Origin of the sequence: Cognatundibacterium luofuense (assembly GCF_018139685.1) — a bacterium.
Taxonomy (GTDB): domain Bacteria; phylum Pseudomonadota; class Gammaproteobacteria; order Burkholderiales; family Burkholderiaceae_D; genus Undibacterium; species Undibacterium luofuense.
The window spans coordinates 210,671-227,602 of the sequence record NZ_JAGSPN010000002.1 but is presented as its reverse complement, the minus strand read 5'-3'; the positions used below and the strand labels follow the sequence as shown (position 1 = coordinate 227,602).

Here is a 16,932-nt window from a genome sequence, read left to right as displayed (position 1 = left end):
AAAAGCCGCTCATCCGAGCGGCTTTTTTGATCGACGAAACTAAAAAATTAGTTACGAACAACTTTTTTGAATTCGTTAGTACGTGTGTCGATTTCGATTTTGTCTTCCTGGTCAACGAACAGAGGAACCTGAACGGTGTGGCAGTAAGCTTCGATCGCGTTTTCGATTTTCGCTTCTTTCAGAACGTTACCGGAAGTGTTGCCTTTGACTGCTGGCTCAGAGTAAATGATCTGGCGAACGATGGTGGTTGGCAGTTCTACGGAGATTGCTTTGCCGTCGTAGAAAACTGCTTCGCATTCCATACCGTCTTTCAGGTAGTTGATTGCGTCGCCCATGTTTTCCTGTTCGATTTCGTACTGGTTGTATTCTTCGTCCATGAATACGAACAGCGGGTCAGCGAAGTAAGAGTAAGTAACTGGTTTCTTTTCCAGAACGACAACGTCAAATTTGTCGTCGCCGCGGAAAACGGATTCCTGTGGCGCATTGGTCAGCAGGTTTTTCATTTTCCATTTGTAGGTGAAACCGGTGCGGCTGGAACCGTTTACGTCAGAGCGCAAAACGATCATTGGCTTGCTGTCAACCATAATGATGTTGCCAACGCGGATTTCTTTTGCAAATTTCATAGCAGATATCTTAAAAAGTTGGTTGCTTAAATGTTATCTGACGCCTGTTGGCATTCGCCGCGCAAGCTCAGTCGACGGGGTCGAGATAATTCCCGAAAATTTAACCCGTCATTCTAACCTATTTTTGGCCGGAATTTCCCGTTTTGCCATCGCAGAACAGCAATAATTGGCTGCACATGTCGCCGGAATCATGAATTTGTTGCAACCAATCCTCAGCCGAAGCTTGTATTGCAGGAAACGCCTGTAATAGCTGCGACCACAGCACAGACCAGTCCGGCGCTTGGGCGCTGGCATGGTTCCAGCCCAGCATCATGTCCCGCAGCAAAGGGTGTTGCGGGCAGTATATCTGCAGGAAAGCTTTTAGTTTTTTATGATGCAGGTTGTCGTCCTGCGGGTAGATATGCCAGAGAAAGGGTTTGCCGGCCAGTTGCGCACGCACAAACGAATCTTCGCCGCGCACCAGATTCAGGTCGCAGCTCCACAGCAGTTTGTCGTAATCGGTTTGCGGGATGAAGGGCAGGCAGCGCAGTGTCAGCGCGCCCTGACGAATACAGTCTCCGGCTTGCAGGCTTTGTCCGCAAAATGCCGTGACTGCATCGCTGGCCACGCCCTCGGGCACGAAGCACAGCACCTCGCGCTCGCCAGCGGCAAAGGCTTGCAGCATGGCTGCTACCGGTGCATGCGGATAGCAGAACAGCGAAACGCGGAACATGGCCAGTTCGTCGTCGCTGGCACCCAGATTGTGCAGGAAGTCGCGGTCAGCACGATCCTGTAAAAAGCGTTCGCGGGCTGGTTTCAGTGCCGGTTCGTAAATCAGACCGCCAGTGCGCTGATTGAAGCCGGGGAAGAAAAAGTATTTGGTAATCGGAAACTGCGGATGCGGTGAGGGCAGGGTGTGGCAGCCTTCCACCCAGTCTTCTGCGGTCAGACCTTCCAGATTAATCCAGACCGGTTGCGGCTGACGCTGCACCATCATCGGAATGTACGCCGGTGGGATATCGCAGGCAAAAAATTCAATCACGACATCCGCGATATCATCGGCAGTGAATTGCAGTGCCTGATGCGCCCAGTGCCTGACGCGGACGTCATGCACCATCTGATCGTCAGTCTGAATATCAACTTCCGGACAGATGCGGCGGAAGCTGATCAGGTCGTCCACCCACAGCTGTACTTGCAGGTCGTGTTCGTGGGCGAACTGGCGTGCAATACGCCAGCAGATGCCGATGTCGCCGTAGTTATCGACAACACGGCAGAAAATCGTGAGGGTTTTGATCATGACGATAAGGCAGCGGTGCTGCCGCAGAGCGGCTGATGGCAGGCATCAGCACGCGGGTGTTTCAGAAGCGGTTTTTCCATTCGCGCAATGTGGCAAAGCTGGCATCGGCATCGGCGTGTTCCGGCAATCCGCATTCGCGGCGCAGGGTCGCCACGATACCATGACGGTCGCTGCGCAGGAAGGGATTGGTCGCCAGTTCGTCGGCCAGTAAGCTCGGGATGCTGGGCTTTTGTTCGGCGCGCAGACTTTGTACATGCTGCAGGCGGGCGGCCACTTGCGGGTTATCCGGTTCGGCTGCAACGGCGAAGCGCAGATTGCTGAGCGTGTATTCGTGGGCGCAGTAGACGCGGGTATTGGCGGGCAGCGCCGCCAGCTTGTTCAGCGATGCGCGCATTTGTGCTGCACTGCCTTCGAACAGGCGTCCGCAACCACCGGCAAACAAGGTGTCGCCGCTGAATAAAGCTTGTTCCGATGCAGCGTAATACGCAACATGGCCGAGCGTGTGGCCGGGAACGGCAATCACCTCCAGCGTCAGATGCAGTTCGGGAATCGTGATGCGTTCACCGTCGCTGACCGGATGTGTCAGACTGGGAATCTGATCGGTTTGCGAGCCGTACACCGGAACAGGAAAGTCCGCCAGCAAACGTCCAATTCCGCCGGTATGGTCTGCATGTTTATGGGTCGCGAGAATGGCGCGTAATTGCAGACCGTGTTCCTGTAAGGCTTTGCTGACGACAGCGGCATCACCCGGGTCAATCGCCATCGCATCTTTGCCATTGTGTACAATCCACAGATAATTGTCGTCAAATGCAGGCAGTCCCCATATACTCAGCATGTTGTTCATCCATTCGGAAAAGCTTTGGAAAAACACATTATAGACCTCGATGCCTGGCTGCAGCAGCCTGCCGGTCAGTACGTCAAACGCTGGGAAGAGAATCTGTTTGATCAACTGACACCGGACATTTTTGGTTACCACGCATTGCAGGTTGGTTTACCGCAAATTGATGCACTACGCGCCAGTCGTATGCCGCACCGCTGGATTGCGCAGGAAGAGGCAGGACGCAGCTTTGGTAATCCTCGTGTTGCGATATTGCATGACTTTGCTGAATTTCCGTTTGCGTCACAAAGTCTGGACTTGGTGGTGTTGCCGCATGTGCTGGAATTTGCAGAGGAACCGCATCAGATTCTGCGTGAAGTTGAGCGTATTCTGATTCCGGAAGGGCGGGTGATTATCAGTGGCTTTAACCGCGCCAGTCTGTGGGGGATGCGGCAGGCGACCGACCGTTTGCGCCAGCGTTACTATCTGCCAAAAGAAGGTGAATTCATCAGTCCGGCGCGTTTGCGCGACTGGATGAAGTTGCTGAATATGGAAGTCAGTGCCACGCATTTTGGTTGCTACGCGCCGCCGTTCCGTTCGGAAAAATGGTTGCAGCGCTATCAGTTTACAGAAAAAGCCGGAACGCGCTGGTGGCCGGTGTTCGGGGCGGTGTATGTGATGCAGGCGGTCAAACGGGTACGTGGTATGCATTTAATTGGCCCTGCATGGAAAAAAAAACGTGCACGCCGGGCACAGGCAGTGCCGGCAGTGAATCAGGTAAATAAACAAACGCATGAATAAAGTCACGATTTATACCGACGGCGCCTGCAAGGGAAATCCCGGCGTTGGCGGCTGGGGTGCGGTGCTGGAATCCGGCGCGCACAAAAAAGAATTATTTGGCGGAGAACAGGAAACCACCAATAACCGTATGGAGTTAATGGCGGTCATCAAAGCCTTATCCGCACTGAAACGCCCGTGTGAAATCAAACTGCATACTGACAGCCAGTATGTGCTGAAGGGTATTACTGAATGGATCAGTGGCTGGAAAGCCCGTGGCTGGCGCACTGCCTCCAAAGAACCGGTCAAAAATGTAGATTTATGGCAGGCGCTGGATGCTGCTTGTCAGACGCATCAGATTGAATGGATCTGGGTACGCGGACACACCGGCAATCCAGGTAATGAGCTGGCCGATCAACTCGCTAATCAGGGTGTGGAGTCTGTCCGGCAGGGTAATTCCGGCCAATAATCTCTGCACATTTGTAAAATCTGGTGAAGTTATCAGCTTTGTGCACCTGACTATGGAGCAGTATTTCGCTTTAACCCCGTTGCCACCGGCATTTTGTTAAATTCTGCCCTAGCCGTTTTCTCCGGCAAATTGTCTTTTTCTCAGCCATAATGTGCTACACAGTCAAAGCTTTTCATGCTTTGTATTTCTGTTTGTATAAAAGTCAAAGCAAGTCGGCGATGCCGTCGCTCAGGGGAAACGATGCAATCATGGTGGAGTGATTTTTTTGTCAGTGATATCGTCCCTGCAGGACTGTATCTGAAGGGCGAGTATTCCACCGCCATGGTGGTGCTGTCGGTCGCGATTGCCGTGTTCAGTTCGGTGCTCGCGTTGCAGGTTGCCGGTCTGGCAAAACAAGCACGCCAGCGCTGGCACCGGCAAGTTGCCCTGCTCAGCGGTTCGGTCGCGTTGGGTATCGGCATCTGGGCGATGCATTTTATCGGTATGCTGGCTCAAAGCCTGTGTGTTTCCGCATCGTATGATCCGCTGATGACAGGTTTATCCGTCCTTCCGGGTATTTTTGCATCCTGGGTTGCGCTGATGATCATGGAGCGAAGGGATCTGACGCGATGGCAGTTATGCGGAGGCGGACTGATTCTCGGTGCGGGTATCGGTTTGATGCATTACAGCGGTATGGCGGCGATGCGCATGGTCAGCTTGCTGCGTTATGACGCGGCATTATTTGCGCTGTCCATCGCGGTTGCCGTCGGTCTTGCAATTCTCGCAATCGCAGTCTGGCAACGGATTCAGCAAACGAAAGTCCTGCCAGCGGTATTCCGTTTGCTGATCGGAGGCAGTTTTTTCGGGCTGGCAATTTCGGGTATGCATTACACCGGTATGGCTGCCGCCAGATTTATCGGCTTTCCCCGCTGGACCAGTCTCACCAGCATTGATGAAAATCACCTTGTGCTGACCGGAGCCGTTGCGGGCGGCACAGTAGCGGCAGGTTTTGTAGTGCTGGCCGGAAATTTTCTGCTCAGATTTGTGCAGATATACCGCTACAACCTTGAGATTCAGTCCCGTTTACAGGCAACAGTCAATACATCGCTGGATGGCATTCTGACTTGTAACCGGCGCGGTACGATTATTTCAGCGAACACTGCCGCCGCCAGTATTCTTGGCGCACCGGTTCATGCATTGCACGGTATTTCACTGACTGTTTTTTTTCCGACTGTTTTCACACCAGCGGCTGACGGTTCGCTGGATATTTACCTTGAGCCGGGCGATACCGTTGAACTGGGAGCTGGTGAGTGGGTGCGTTCGCGCAGGCTGGATGGGAAAACTTTTCCGGCGCGCCTCGCTGTCGGGCAGGTGGGCGGTGGTGCTGAGGCATTGCTGATTGCGTACGTGTCCGATATGACGCGGCAGGCATCTATGCAAAAAGATATTCTGGAACGCGAGCGCCGCTACCGGACGCTGATTGCGAATATTCCCGGTGTCGTGTTCCGCAGTAAGCCCGATGCCGACTGGAGCAAGATGTTTATCAGCGATTCCGTGATCACCCTGACCGGCTGGAGTGCCGACGATTTTACGTCGGGCCAGATTCGTATTTCTGACCTGATTCATCCGAATGATATTGAGCTTGTTCGCGAACAGGTTAATGCTGCCTTACGTCAGCAACATTCATGGAATCTGGAATACCGTATTCTGACGAGAGATGGTCAGGAAAAATGGATTGCTGAAAGCGCAGGAGCTGTATTTGATGAGCACGGAAATCCTGAGTGGATGGACGGTGTTATGTTCGATATTTCAGATGCTAAGCGACAATCTGCTGAATTTGCCGGTATCGTTACTGCGATAAAAAAAGCGTTGGTGGTGGCTGAGTTTGATATGCAGGGAAATATCCTGTTCGTCAACGACCAGTTCCTGATGCTGACAGGTTACAGCGAGACAGAAGTTGTTGGGCATAATCACCGTATGCTTTGCCCGAAAGACGATTTTGAGGAAAAATCTTATCAGATGTTCTGGGATAACCTGCGTGCAGGCCGTTTCCAGAGCGGGGAATATCACAGACTCGGAAAACATGGTCAGGATGTGTGGATTCAGGCTGCCTACAATCCGATTCCGGATGCTGATGGCAAGCCGTGGAAAATCGTGAAACTGGCGGCCGATTTATCGCTGCGTAAGAGTATTGAACGTGATCTGATCCGAGAAAAAGAGCGGGCGGAAGCGGCATCCGCAGCGAAAGGGATGTTTCTCGCGAATATGAGCCATGAGATTCGCACGCCGATGAACGCGATTCTGGGTTTTACGGAAATTCTGATGGGGACGAAGCTCGATGTGCAACAGGAAAAGCATGTTCGCACCGTTTTGCAGTCTGCCCGTTCATTGTTGCGTTTGCTGAACGACATTCTTGATACAGCGAAGCTTGAACGTGGTGCAATCGAACTTGAATTGCGGGATTGCTTGCTACCTGATTTACTGCAGCAGGTTGTGAATACTTTCCAGTTGCAGGCATCTCAGAAAGGGATTGAACTGCACCAGATTTTGCGTCCCGGGGTGCCTGCGCTGATTCATGCCGATGATTTGCGTTTACGGCAGGTACTGACAAATCTGCTTGGGAATGCCGTCAAGTTTACAGAACATGGCAGTGTTACTCTCACCGCAGATTATGTTGCGCCGGATTTGATTTTATCGATTCAGGATAGCGGTATCGGGATCAGCGCAGACAGAATTGACGCAATTTTCGCGCCGTTTACACAAGCGGATGCATCCATGACGCGTCGCTTCGGCGGAACGGGACTTGGCACCACAATTGCGCGTCAGCTGACAGAATTAATGGGTGGACAAATCAGTGTCGTCAGTACACAAGGTGAAGGTAGTTGTTTTACCGTGCGGGTACCAGTACACGTATCGCGCCATGCACAGAATACCGTAACCGCGCAGCAGATGGAATTGCCACCGCTGAAGATACTGATTGCAGATGACGTGCCGGAAAATCTTGAATTGCTTGAATTACTGCTGAGGCCCCGCGGACATAAGGTGATGACTGCTGGCAGCGGTCACGAAGCAGTGCGATTGTTTGAGCAGCATACCTTTGATGTTGTGCTGATGGATGTGCAAATGCCGGACATTGACGGGTTGCAGGCGACACGTATGCTGCATCAACTGGCATCGGATGCAGGAAGGGCTGCACCGGTAGTTATTGCGCTGACAGCCAGCGTTCTAAGTAAAGACCGTGAAGAGGCGCGTCAGGCGGGTATGCTGGGATTTGCTACCAAGCCGGTTGATTTACCTGAGCTGGAAAAAGAAATCGCAAGGGTATTGCAACTCAATCTGACAGGGAATTCGGATAGCCAGATTATCAGCCCGCGCAGCCGTGACAAAGGTAGCAGCTGGGAACAGGCGGTAACACGCTGGGGTTCAGAAGCAGCTTTGATAACGGCAGTACAGGCATTTCTGCGCAGGACTGCTGCCGAAATGGCGGAGCATAGTGCTGAGTCTGGCTTTGCACACAGAATCAAAGGTGCAGCGCAAAACCTTGGATTACAGGAAATTGCAGAAGTGGCGGCTATTGCCGAAGCGCAGGGCGGATTTTCAGAGAGTGATCTCGAACGCTTACACAACTCAATTGACGCAGTTCATCTCAGCATATTGCAGGCAGGGGATCAGGATCAGGCCGACGCCGGCGGAGAGATGGATTTTGTTGTTGTGATCAATGTATTGCATCAATTGATCCCTTTGCTGAAAGATGGCCGGATTGATGCGGGCATGCTGGATCAGTTGCAGCTTCAGCTTGGCATGAAGGCGATGCAAGCCTTATCAGATGCAATTGACGAATTTGATTTTGATCTCGCGTTACAGCTGGCGGTTAGATTGCTGCAGGACGCGGAGGACAGGAAATAATGATGGAACAACGACGGGCAAGCATATTGGTAGTCGATGACGAGCCTGCAAATTTGCAGGTGCTGCGGTCGATTTTGCAGGATTTATATCAGTTGCAATTTGCGAAAGACGGCGAAAAAGCGCTGGAACTGGCGCAGCGTTCGCGCCCTGATCTGATTTTGCTGGATGTGATGATGCCGGGTATGAGTGGTCTGGAAGTGTGCCGCTCACTGAAGGCTAACCCTGAAACCAGATCGATTCCGGTCATTTTTGTCACTGCGCTTGCGGAAACCAGTGATGAGGCCTGTGGTCTGGAAGCCGGGGCGGTTGATTACATCACTAAACCAGTCAGCCCTGCCATTGTGTGCGCACGGGTAAAAACACACTTGTCTCTGGTCAGGACGGAGGAGCTGGAACGTACCCGTCTGCAGATTATTCAGACACTGGGTAAGGCAGCGGAATACAAAGATAATGAAACCGGCATGCACGTTGTGCGTATGAGTTATTTTGCGCGCGAGCTGGCACTGGCTGCGGGCTATCCGGAGGCCTTTGCCGATATGCTGCTGAGTGCTGCACCGATGCATGACATCGGTAAGATCGGTATTCCGGATGCGGTTTTACGCAAGCCCGGAAAACTCGATGCGGAAGAGTGGGCGGTGATGCGTACGCATTCGGAAATCGGTGCGCAAATCCTTGAGGGAAGTCAGGGCGAGTTGTTGCAAATGGCTGCCCGTATCGCTCGCTGTCACCATGAAAAATGGAATGGTGGCGGCTATCCTGCAGGTCTTGCAGGCGAAGCGATTCCGGTGGAAGCCAGAATGGTGGCGATAGCCGATGTGTTCGATGCACTGACCAGCGTTCGCCCGTACAAATCAGCCTGGTCGTTTGAGGATGCAATGCAACTTATTCGCAATGAGTCAGGGCAGCATTTCGATCCTGTACTTGTGGAGCATTTTCTGAAGTTAGAGCAAAAAATCAAAGAGATTCAGAAACGCTGGGCAGACTGAAGTCTCAATGAAAAAGCCCCCGGTACTCGGGGGCTTTTTGTTTTTTGAGCACAGAAAGCACAAATGCTGCAGCCTGCTATCAGGCTTCCTGACAGCGTTTTGCAATGTGTGCCAGTGCTTCTTCCACCTGATCAATCAGAATCAGACACAGATCACCTGTTTCGAGACGGCTGAGTGCGAGGTCAATAGCGACAAACTCACCGGTGATTTCATCTGTGCGGCGGGTTTTCGTCGCGTTTTTCAGGCCTTCGCGTAACAGCGCAATCACTTCGCCATCGGCACGGCCACGCTGACACTGATCCTGATACAGAATCACATCTTCGAACGCATTGCCGAGGATTTCGGTTTGCTGACGGATGTCCTGATCACGGCGGTCACCGGCACCACTGATAACGACGGAACGACGGTTAGCCGGCATGGTTTCAACAGCTTTGACCAGAGCGATCATTGCATCCGGATTGTGTCCGTAATCAGCGATCACAGTTGCGCCGCGATAGCTGAACATATTAAAGCGGCCCGGTGCATTATCGTTTTCATTGGCAAAACTCTTCAGACCGCGACGGATCGCTTCGAAGCTGGCGTTCACTGCCCATGCAGCGGCCACCGATGCCATCACGTTTTCCACCTGGAAGCCGATGGTGCCGTTGCGGGTAATAGGGATATCGGCTAGCGGGATCAGTTGCTTCTCTTTGCCTTCAGCTGCAACCAGATAACCATTTTCAACGTATACAACCCGTTTACCTTGTGCGCGATGCGCAGCCATCACAGGATGGTGTTTATCCGCTGCAAAGAAAATGACCTGAGACGGGCTGTTAGCAGCCATGCTGACCACGATAGGATCTGTTGCGTTCAGTACCGCGTAGCCGCTATCCGCCACGTTCTGCACGATCACGCGTTTCAGAACTGCCAGATCTTCCACCGTGGTGATGTAATTCAGGCCCAGATGATCACCCGCGCCGATGTTGGTCACTACCGCTACCTGACAGCGGTCATAGGCCAGACCTTCGCGCAGGATACCGCCGCGTGCTGTTTCAAACACTGCGGCATCCACATCAGGATGCGAGAGTACATTACGCGCACTGCGCGGACCGCTGCAGTCGCCACTGTCGATTTGTACACCGTTGACATACACGCCATCGGTATTCGTCATGCCGGTACGAAGACCACTTTCCGATAGCAAGTGTGCAGTCAGACGCACAGTCGTGGTTTTACCGTTAGTACCGGTAACAGCGATGATAGGAATACGGCCATCATCATTTTCATCGAACATGGCATCGACGATCGCTTCACCGACAGCACGGCCTTTGCCGAATGATGGCGACAAGTGCATACGCAAACCAGGCGCAGCGTTGACTTCAACAATGCCGCCGTTTTGATCTTCAATCGGTTTCAGTACGCTGTCACATACCAGATCGACGCCGCAAATATCCAGACCAACCATTTGCGCCGCTTCCACAGCACGTGCAGCCACTTCCGGATGCACATCGTCGGTCACGTCAGTTGCAGCTCCGCCGGTCGACAGATTGGCATTGTTGCGCAATACAACACGCTGACCCTTTGGAGGGACTGATTCTGCGTTGAATCCCTGTTTTGCGAGCGTCGCCAGTGCGATGTCATCGAATTTGATTTTAGTCAGCGAAGTGGAGTGGCCACTGCCGCGACGCGGATCTTTATTGACTTGTTCAACCAACGCACGGACGGTTGATTTACCGTCACCCACCACTTGCGGCGGGTCGCGACGTGCCGCAGCGATCAGTTTGTTACCAATCACCAGCAGGCGGAAATCATTGCCCGGCAGGAAGCGTTCGACCATGATGTCGTCGCGAAACTCAGTAGCAGCCTGATAGGCAGCTTCCAGCTGTTCGCGGGTGGTGATATTCACGGTGACACCTTTGCCCTGATTGCCGTCCTGCGGTTTAACAACCACAGGCAAACCAACTTCCAGTGCTGCAGCCCAGGCGTCATCAACATTGCTCACCGAGCGGCCCAGCGGTACCGGAACACCTGCCGCATGCAGCAGCTTTTTGGTCAGTTCTTTATCTTGCGCAATGGCTTCCGAAATCGCGCTGGTGATATCCATTTCCGCCGCCTGAATGCGGCGCTGACGCGATCCCCAGCCGAATACAACCAGACTGCCTTCGGTCAGGCGACGATAAGGAATATTGCGTGCAACGGCTGCATTGACGATGGCACCGGTTGAAGGGCCTAAGCGCACATCTTCATCCAGCTCACGCAACTGGTCCAGCGCGGCGGCCAAATCGAATTCTTCGTTATGTAATGCTGCTTTAATCAGCTTTTCAGCCAGTTCCAGCGCCAGACGGCCAACCTGTTCTTCAGAGTATTCGACGACGACCTGATAAATGCCGTCTTCTAAAGTCTGTGTTGTACGGCTGAATGTTACAGGACAGCCGGCCTGCGCCTGCAGTCCCAGCGCGGTCAGTTCAAATACGTGTGCCATCGGTACGGCATCGTTGTGTCCTGTCGGTTGCAAAATGCTCAGTTCAGGAAACAGTGCGCGCAGCCTGTCCTCGAACCCTGGCAGCTCTGCGATAGAGCGTTCAGCTTCACTGCAGCTGACGATGGCTTCCATTGCGGTGTGATGGCTCCAGAGGTTAGGGCCGCGCAAAGCGCGGATACGGGATACTTCCATAAAACCTTGTCCTGTTAAAAGGGCATTCAAGATAGCAGGCCGGAGTCCGGCGCTGCCTGTCATTGTCGCAGCGACACCGGATCAGATTCCGTTTTGCCGCTGCAGTATTATGCGTTGATTACTTACCGTGAAAAGTGCGCAGGCCAGCAGCCATCAGTTCCGGCTCAACATCCAAAGCCCATCCCGCTGCAACAGCAGCGAGTACACTCTCTGTTTTGCTTGCCAGCGCTGCAGGCAATGCCTGAACCGGCATCAGAACGGTTTCCGTTTCTGCTTGCGCGAGCGTGATGGCACCGTCTTTTACCACTACCGCACGTTTACCGTTTGCGCGGTGCTCACGGATAACGTCCAGATCAGCATTGACGGCGTACAGCAAGACATCGCCGTCGCACAGTTCTGTCAGTCCGGCAACTTCGGTATCCGCTGCGTTCAGAACTGCCGCACCGTCCGCTAAAACGACATCGACCTGCGTTCGGATGACTTTGCGCATCTGGTCAGCATCGTAAATATAAAATTCGCTGAGATCTGCAGTGTCCGGCATATCGGTAACGATACCGATACGGCAGCGGTCATAACTGAGACCATCCGTCAGGATATTGCGCGGGCTGTTTTCGAAAATTGCAGCTTCGACTGAGCGGTTAATCAGCAAACGTTCGCCATCTTCCCAGCGTGTGCAATTACCTTTGGTGACCAGACGGTTGTTCAGGTATAAACCATCCTGAGAAGCGACGCCGGTGTATTTGCCATTCATTCGGATCAGTGCGCTGGTCAGGTGGGCAATCAGTGTTGTATCGCGGCTGCCGGAAATACCGATCACGTCGATACGACCGGTTTCGCCCGGTGCAAATAAATGCGCCATGATGGCTTCGCCAACATTACGGCCAGGGCCGTTGGAAGGTTTGATGTGAGCGAGCAATCCGGGGCTGGCATTCACTTCAATGATCGCGCCGCCCTGTGATTCCAGTGGTTTGGAAATGTCTTCTGCAACCAGATCAATACCTGCGATATCAAGGCCGATGACACGTGCAGCCAGAGATGCTACACGCGCCACTTCCGGATGAATTTCGCTGGTAACGTCCAGCGCAACGTTGCCATTGTGCTGAATCAGAATTTTTTGTCCGGCAGGCGGCACGGATTCACCAGTCAGACCCTGACGCGCCAGATCCAGCACTACTTCGGCCGCTTCACTGGTGTCAATGATATTCAGCGGAAATTCTTCAGTTGTGCCGCGACGCGGATCTGTATTGATTTGTGCATCAATCAGTTGCTGTACATTCGAAGTGCCGTCGGCAGTGATCCATAAAGATTCGCCTTTTCCGACTGCAACGACGCGATTACCGACAACAAGAATGCGGTGCTCATCGCCTGCGATATATTTTTCGACTATAACTGCTTTGCTGCCACCTTTACGCACAGCCAGTTCGTACGCAACTTCAACATCTGCCTGGGTGATCAGATTCAGTGATACGCCACGCCCGTGGTTTCCGTCATAGGGTTTTAACACGACTGGCAAACCGATATCCTGCGCTTCTTCCCATGCCTCAGCTGCGCTATATACCAGTGCGCCATCCGGCACCGGAATTCCGGCAGATTTCAGCAGGGATTTGGTCAGATCTTTATCGCTGGCAATACTTTCAGCAATTGCACTGGTGCGGTCTGTTTCTGCGGTCCAGATACGGCGCTGTGCTTTGCCATGACCAATCTGAACCAGATTGCCGGACGACAGACGCAAATGCGGGATGCGGCGATCTGTTGCTGCATCCACAATGTGAGAAGTACTCGGGCCGAGACAACGGGAATCGACCTGATCACGCAGATCGCTGATTAATGGCTCCAGATCAAAAGCTTCGTCATTGATGGCAGCCATCAGTAAATCGCGGCCAATCGCGAGTGCGCGGCGGCCAACAGATTCTTCGCGTGTGCGGAACGCCATTTTATAGACGCCGATTTCGCTGGTAGAGCGCGTCTGACCAAAACCGGTACGCATACCGGCCATATTCTGCAGTTCCAGAACAATGTGTTCCAGGATGTGACCCGCCCATGTGCCTTCACGCAGGCGCTCAAGGAAACCACCACGTTCGCCGACACCGCAGCGATGTTCGATCAGACCGGGCAGCAGCGTTGTCAGGCGCTCGTAAAGTCCGGGAATCAGGTTAGAAGGAAAGTCTTCAAGGCCGCCTATATCAAGCCAGGCTTCAATTACAGGACGGTAGGTCCAGATATTCGGACCGCGCAGATAACTGACGCGGAGAATCTCAATGTCTTTCTTCTTTGTTGTCATGTATGTCATTTCCAGAGTCCCGCAACACGTTGCCGGGTCTTGTCATTCTGTGATCAGTTTGTTTCACAAGGTAGTCTTCGGGCTGCGAATGTCAACCATCAGCGCAGCGAACCCGTTAGCGGGGGCTGACACGGATATATTCTCGACAAAGCGGAAACGTGCGACGCGCTTGCGATATACTTGCGCGCCAGCGCAACAGCCTGAATCCTCTTGATCAGTAGCGTTTGATCATTTTTCTTTCGATAGAATACCGTAAATTGCCTCCTCCGTGATACGGAACATCCCGATAAGGGGATGTGCAGGGCTGATTTTTACCAATTTTTGACCCCGATTAACGCGGGGACGCTCTTTTTGGCGGAGTTTGCTTCACGATGACCACGATATTATCCAGCGCCGGACAACCGGTGCTCAGCCTGCCTGAACGATGGCAGTCTCAGCTGAAACAGCAACTGAATGCAGGTGAAAACGTGCTGGCAGTGCTGGAGGTTGACCTAGACAGCCGTTTGCGTTTTGTGAGCGGCGTACTGGCACTGACCGATCAGGGCCTGATTTCCTGTCCGGCCGGTGAAAACCGCTGGCAGCGCACCGGCTTTCGCGACGGGCTGACGCTCAGTCATCATGATCATGCAGGCGTAGGTCATTTACAGCTGACGGATCAGAACGGGCTAATCGAAAGCTGGCGTTTTACGCTGGGGCATAATTTGCAGGCGATCCGCTTGCTGGACCAGTTTAAAGAGCAATTACACAGTTTTCTGACGCAGCAACCGGTAACACAAAAAGAGCAGAATACCTGCCCTAGCTGCAAGGCTGTGTTGGAAGCGGATGAAGAAGAGTGCCCGGTCTGTACCAAGGTTGTGCATACACCGCCATCCACCTGGACTTTATTCCGTTTATGGCGTTTCGCCCGTCCTTACCGTTTGCCTTTATTTATTGGCTTTACGCTGATGCTGCTCGGTACTGCAGCGCATATGATTCCGCGTTATCTGACCAAGCCACTGACCGATGAAGTGCTGATTCCGTATCAGCATCATCAGTCAGTTGATCCGCAGCTGGTCGGTTTGTATATCGGCGGCTTGCTGGGTTCTGCTGTGCTGGCGTGGCTGCTGAGCTGGGGTAAAACCTATATTCTGGCGCTGGTTTCCGAGCGCATCGGTGCTGATTTGCGTACCACCACGTATGAACATTTGCTGCGCTTGTCGCTGGAATATTTCGGCGGTAAACGTACCGGCGATCTGATGTCACGCCTCGGCAGCGAAAGTGATCGTATCTGCGTTTACCTGTCCCTGCACTTGCTGGATTTCCTGACGGACGTGCTGATGTTTGTGATGACTGCAGTTGCACTTCTGCAGATCAATACAAAGCTGGCGCTGGTTACGCTGATGCCTTTGCCGCTGATTGCATGGGCGATTCATCTGGTGCGCGACAAACTGCGTACCGGCTTTGAAAAGATTGACCGCGTCTGGGGTGAGGTGACCAACGTGTTATCCGACACGATTCCGGGTATCCGCGTTGTCAAAGCATTTGCACAAGAGAAGCGCGAAGCAGAGCGTTTCCGTGAAGCGAACAAGCATAATCTGGCAGTTAACGACAAGCTGAACAAAGTCTGGTCTTTGTTTTCACCGACGGTGTCTTTCCTGACCGATCTGGGCGTGCTGGTCGTATGGGCTTTCGGTATCTGGCAGGTGGCGCATGATGAAATCACCGTGGGTTCGCTGGTGGCATCGGTCGCCTTCATTTCCAACTTCTACGGTCGTATCGATTCGATGAGCCGTATCGTTTCGGTAACGCAAAAGTCGGCATCCGCTGCTAAGCGGATTTTCGATATTCTGGATCATGTTTCCAGCGTACCTGATCCGCAAAATCCGAAAAAAATCGATACCATCAAAGGCGAAATCGAATTGCGTGAAGTCGGTTTCCGTTACGGCAACCGTGCTGTTAACCGTGGTATTAATCTGAAAATACAACCCGGCGAAATGATTGGTCTGGTCGGTCACAGTGGTTCCGGCAAGAGTACACTGGTCAATCTGATTTGCCGCTTCTATGACGTAGCCGAAGGCGCAATTCTGCTCGACGGCAACGATATCCGCTCGTATGCAGTATCGGATTACCGTCGCAACATCGGTCTGGTTCTGCAGGAACCATTCCTGTTCTTCGGCACGATTGCAGAAAACATCGCTTACGGAAAACCGGATGCGACCCGTGAAGAAATCATGGCGGCGGCCCGTGCTGCCCATGCCCATGAATTCATTCTGCGTTTGCCGCAGGGTTACGATTCCATGGTGGGTGAGCGCGGTCAGGGCTTGTCCGGTGGTGAGCGTCAGCGGATTTCTATTGCGCGTGCTTTGCTGATTGATCCGAAAATTCTGATCATGGATGAAGCAACGTCGTCGGTCGACTCGCAGACAGAAAAAGAAATTCAGAAAGCACTGGATAATCTGGTGCAGGGCCGTACCACGATTGCGATTGCGCACCGTTTATCGACGCTGCACAAAGCAGACAGGCTGGTGGTGCTGGATCGTGGGCAAGTTGTGGAAGTCGGCGGTCACGATGAATTGATGGAAAAACAAGGTGCGTACTTTGAGTTGTACAACGCACAGGCACGCAATGCCGCGCTGGCAGGAGAAGAATAATGAGTGTTGCGAGTTTTCAACTGAGCAAAGACAGCTTTGGCAAACTGGTGCTGACCAATGCCGCCGGAGAAGTGTTTGAAGGCGTGAATCCGGTACGCGCATTTCCGATTCAGTCGCCTGACAACTGCATTTCTCTGGTGACGACGGATGGCCGCGAGGTGGCGTGGATTGATGTGCTGGCCGATCTTCCGCAAGCACAGCAGGCACTGATCAGAGCCGAACTGGAAGGCCGTGAATTCATGCCGGAAATTCAGCGCATCGTGACACTGACCAGCTTCGCCATGCCTTGCACATGGACAGTCGAAACCGATCGCGGTACAACGGATTTCGTGCTGAAAGGTGATGAAGACATACGTCGCGTCGGCGCGAAATCGCTGATTATTACTGACAATCACGGTATTCAGTTTCTGATCCGCGACATGTTCAGTATCGATAAAAACAGCCGTCGTATTCTCGATCGTTTCCTGTAATTCTGCTGTTCGCAGTTACCTGATGCTGAAGCGCTATCAGGTAGCAGCTCAAACCGAAAGCACCGTTT

General features: G+C 52.9%; 11 protein-coding genes. 6 read left to right on the top strand and 5 right to left on the bottom strand.

Going from position 1 to position 16,932, the window contains the following annotated elements; all coding sequences use genetic code 11:
- Nucleotides 1-47: 47 nt before the first annotated feature.
- The 3 genes from KDM89_RS04415 to gloB all read right to left on the bottom strand — a co-directional run bounded on the left by KDM89_RS04415 (nucleotide 48) and on the right by gloB (nucleotide 2,734).
- Nucleotides 48-623, bottom strand: a complete 576-nt coding sequence (locus tag KDM89_RS04415) for an elongation factor P (RefSeq protein ID WP_212686742.1) — start codon at nucleotides 621-623, stop codon at nucleotides 48-50.
- Between the two features lie 118 nt (nucleotides 624-741).
- The gene (gene earP / locus KDM89_RS04410) at nucleotides 742-1,899 is read right to left on the bottom strand and encodes an elongation factor P maturation arginine rhamnosyltransferase EarP (protein ID WP_212686741.1); all 1,158 of its coding nucleotides are present in this window, start codon (nucleotides 1,897-1,899) and stop codon (nucleotides 742-744) included.
- A 61-nt stretch (nucleotides 1,900-1,960) separates the two neighbouring features.
- Nucleotides 1,961-2,734 (bottom strand): hydroxyacylglutathione hydrolase, encoded by a 774-nt coding sequence (gene gloB, locus KDM89_RS04405; RefSeq protein ID WP_230427663.1) that lies wholly within the window; start codon nucleotides 2,732-2,734, stop codon nucleotides 1,961-1,963.
- Between the two features lie 24 nt (nucleotides 2,735-2,758).
- On the opposite strand from gloB, the gene KDM89_RS04400 reads away from it, so the two are divergent.
- The 4 genes from KDM89_RS04400 (at nucleotide 2,759) to KDM89_RS04385 (ending at nucleotide 8,833) form a co-directional block, all read left to right on the top strand.
- Nucleotides 2,759-3,517, top strand: a complete 759-nt coding sequence (locus KDM89_RS04400; RefSeq protein WP_212686739.1) for a class I SAM-dependent methyltransferase — start codon at nucleotides 2,759-2,761, stop codon at nucleotides 3,515-3,517.
- Nucleotides 3,510-3,962 carry a ribonuclease HI gene (rnhA, locus tag KDM89_RS04395; RefSeq protein ID WP_212686738.1) on the top strand — a complete coding sequence of 151 codons (453 nt, stop codon included), beginning with the start codon at nucleotides 3,510-3,512 and terminating at the stop codon, nucleotides 3,960-3,962. Before KDM89_RS04400 ends, rnhA begins: the two co-directional genes overlap by 8 nt.
- Before the next feature lie 240 nt (nucleotides 3,963-4,202).
- Nucleotides 4,203-7,847: a PAS domain S-box protein gene (locus KDM89_RS04390; protein WP_212686737.1), complete on the top strand. Its 3,645-nt coding sequence runs from the start codon at nucleotides 4,203-4,205 to the stop codon at nucleotides 7,845-7,847.
- Complete coding sequence (locus KDM89_RS04385; protein ID WP_212686736.1) at nucleotides 7,847-8,833, top strand: response regulator; 987 nt, start codon at nucleotides 7,847-7,849, stop codon at nucleotides 8,831-8,833. Before KDM89_RS04390 ends, KDM89_RS04385 begins: the two co-directional genes overlap by 1 nt.
- Before the next feature lie 79 nt (nucleotides 8,834-8,912).
- Here the strand turns inward: KDM89_RS04385 and cphA are convergent, their stop codons facing one another.
- Both cphA and KDM89_RS04375 read right to left on the bottom strand, forming a co-directional pair.
- Nucleotides 8,913-11,483, bottom strand: a complete 2,571-nt coding sequence (gene cphA / locus KDM89_RS04380) for a cyanophycin synthetase (RefSeq protein WP_212686735.1) — start codon at nucleotides 11,481-11,483, stop codon at nucleotides 8,913-8,915.
- A gap of 118 nt (nucleotides 11,484-11,601) precedes the next feature.
- Entirely contained in the window at nucleotides 11,602-13,764 is a 2,163-nt protein-coding gene (locus KDM89_RS04375) for a cyanophycin synthetase (RefSeq protein WP_212686734.1), read from the bottom strand.
- Between the two features lie 371 nt (nucleotides 13,765-14,135).
- Between KDM89_RS04375 and KDM89_RS04370 the strand changes: the two genes are divergently transcribed.
- Both KDM89_RS04370 and KDM89_RS04365 read left to right on the top strand, forming a co-directional pair.
- Complete coding sequence (locus KDM89_RS04370; protein ID WP_212686733.1) at nucleotides 14,136-16,394, top strand: cyanophycin metabolism-associated ABC transporter; 2,259 nt, start codon at nucleotides 14,136-14,138, stop codon at nucleotides 16,392-16,394.
- The gene (locus tag KDM89_RS04365) at nucleotides 16,394-16,864 is read left to right on the top strand and encodes a cyanophycin metabolism-associated DUF1854 family protein (RefSeq protein WP_212686732.1); all 471 of its coding nucleotides are present in this window, start codon (nucleotides 16,394-16,396) and stop codon (nucleotides 16,862-16,864) included. The genes KDM89_RS04370 and KDM89_RS04365 overlap by 1 nt, the downstream gene beginning before the upstream one ends.
- Nucleotides 16,865-16,932: the final 68 nt, after the last annotated feature.

Coding starts and splice junctions, on each gene's coding strand:
- KDM89_RS04415 (WP_212686742.1), bottom strand. CDS start 623: ATGAAATTTGCAAAAGAAATCCGCGTTGGCAACATCATTATGGTTGAC.
- earP (WP_212686741.1), bottom strand. CDS start 1,899: ATGATCAAAACCCTCACGATTTTCTGCCGTGTTGTCGATAACTACGGC.
- gloB (WP_230427663.1), bottom strand. CDS start 2,734: ATGCTGAGTATATGGGGACTGCCTGCATTTGACGACAATTATCTGTGG.
- rnhA (WP_212686738.1), top strand. CDS start 3,510: ATGAATAAAGTCACGATTTATACCGACGGCGCCTGCAAGGGAAATCCC.
- KDM89_RS04390 (WP_212686737.1), top strand. CDS start 4,203: ATGCAATCATGGTGGAGTGATTTTTTTGTCAGTGATATCGTCCCTGCA.
- KDM89_RS04385 (WP_212686736.1), top strand. CDS start 7,847: ATGATGGAACAACGACGGGCAAGCATATTGGTAGTCGATGACGAGCCT.
- cphA (WP_212686735.1), bottom strand. CDS start 11,483: ATGGAAGTATCCCGTATCCGCGCTTTGCGCGGCCCTAACCTCTGGAGC.
- KDM89_RS04375 (WP_212686734.1), bottom strand. CDS start 13,764: ATGACAACAAAGAAGAAAGACATTGAGATTCTCCGCGTCAGTTATCTG.
- KDM89_RS04370 (WP_212686733.1), top strand. CDS start 14,136: ATGACCACGATATTATCCAGCGCCGGACAACCGGTGCTCAGCCTGCCT.
- KDM89_RS04365 (WP_212686732.1), top strand. CDS start 16,394: ATGAGTGTTGCGAGTTTTCAACTGAGCAAAGACAGCTTTGGCAAACTG.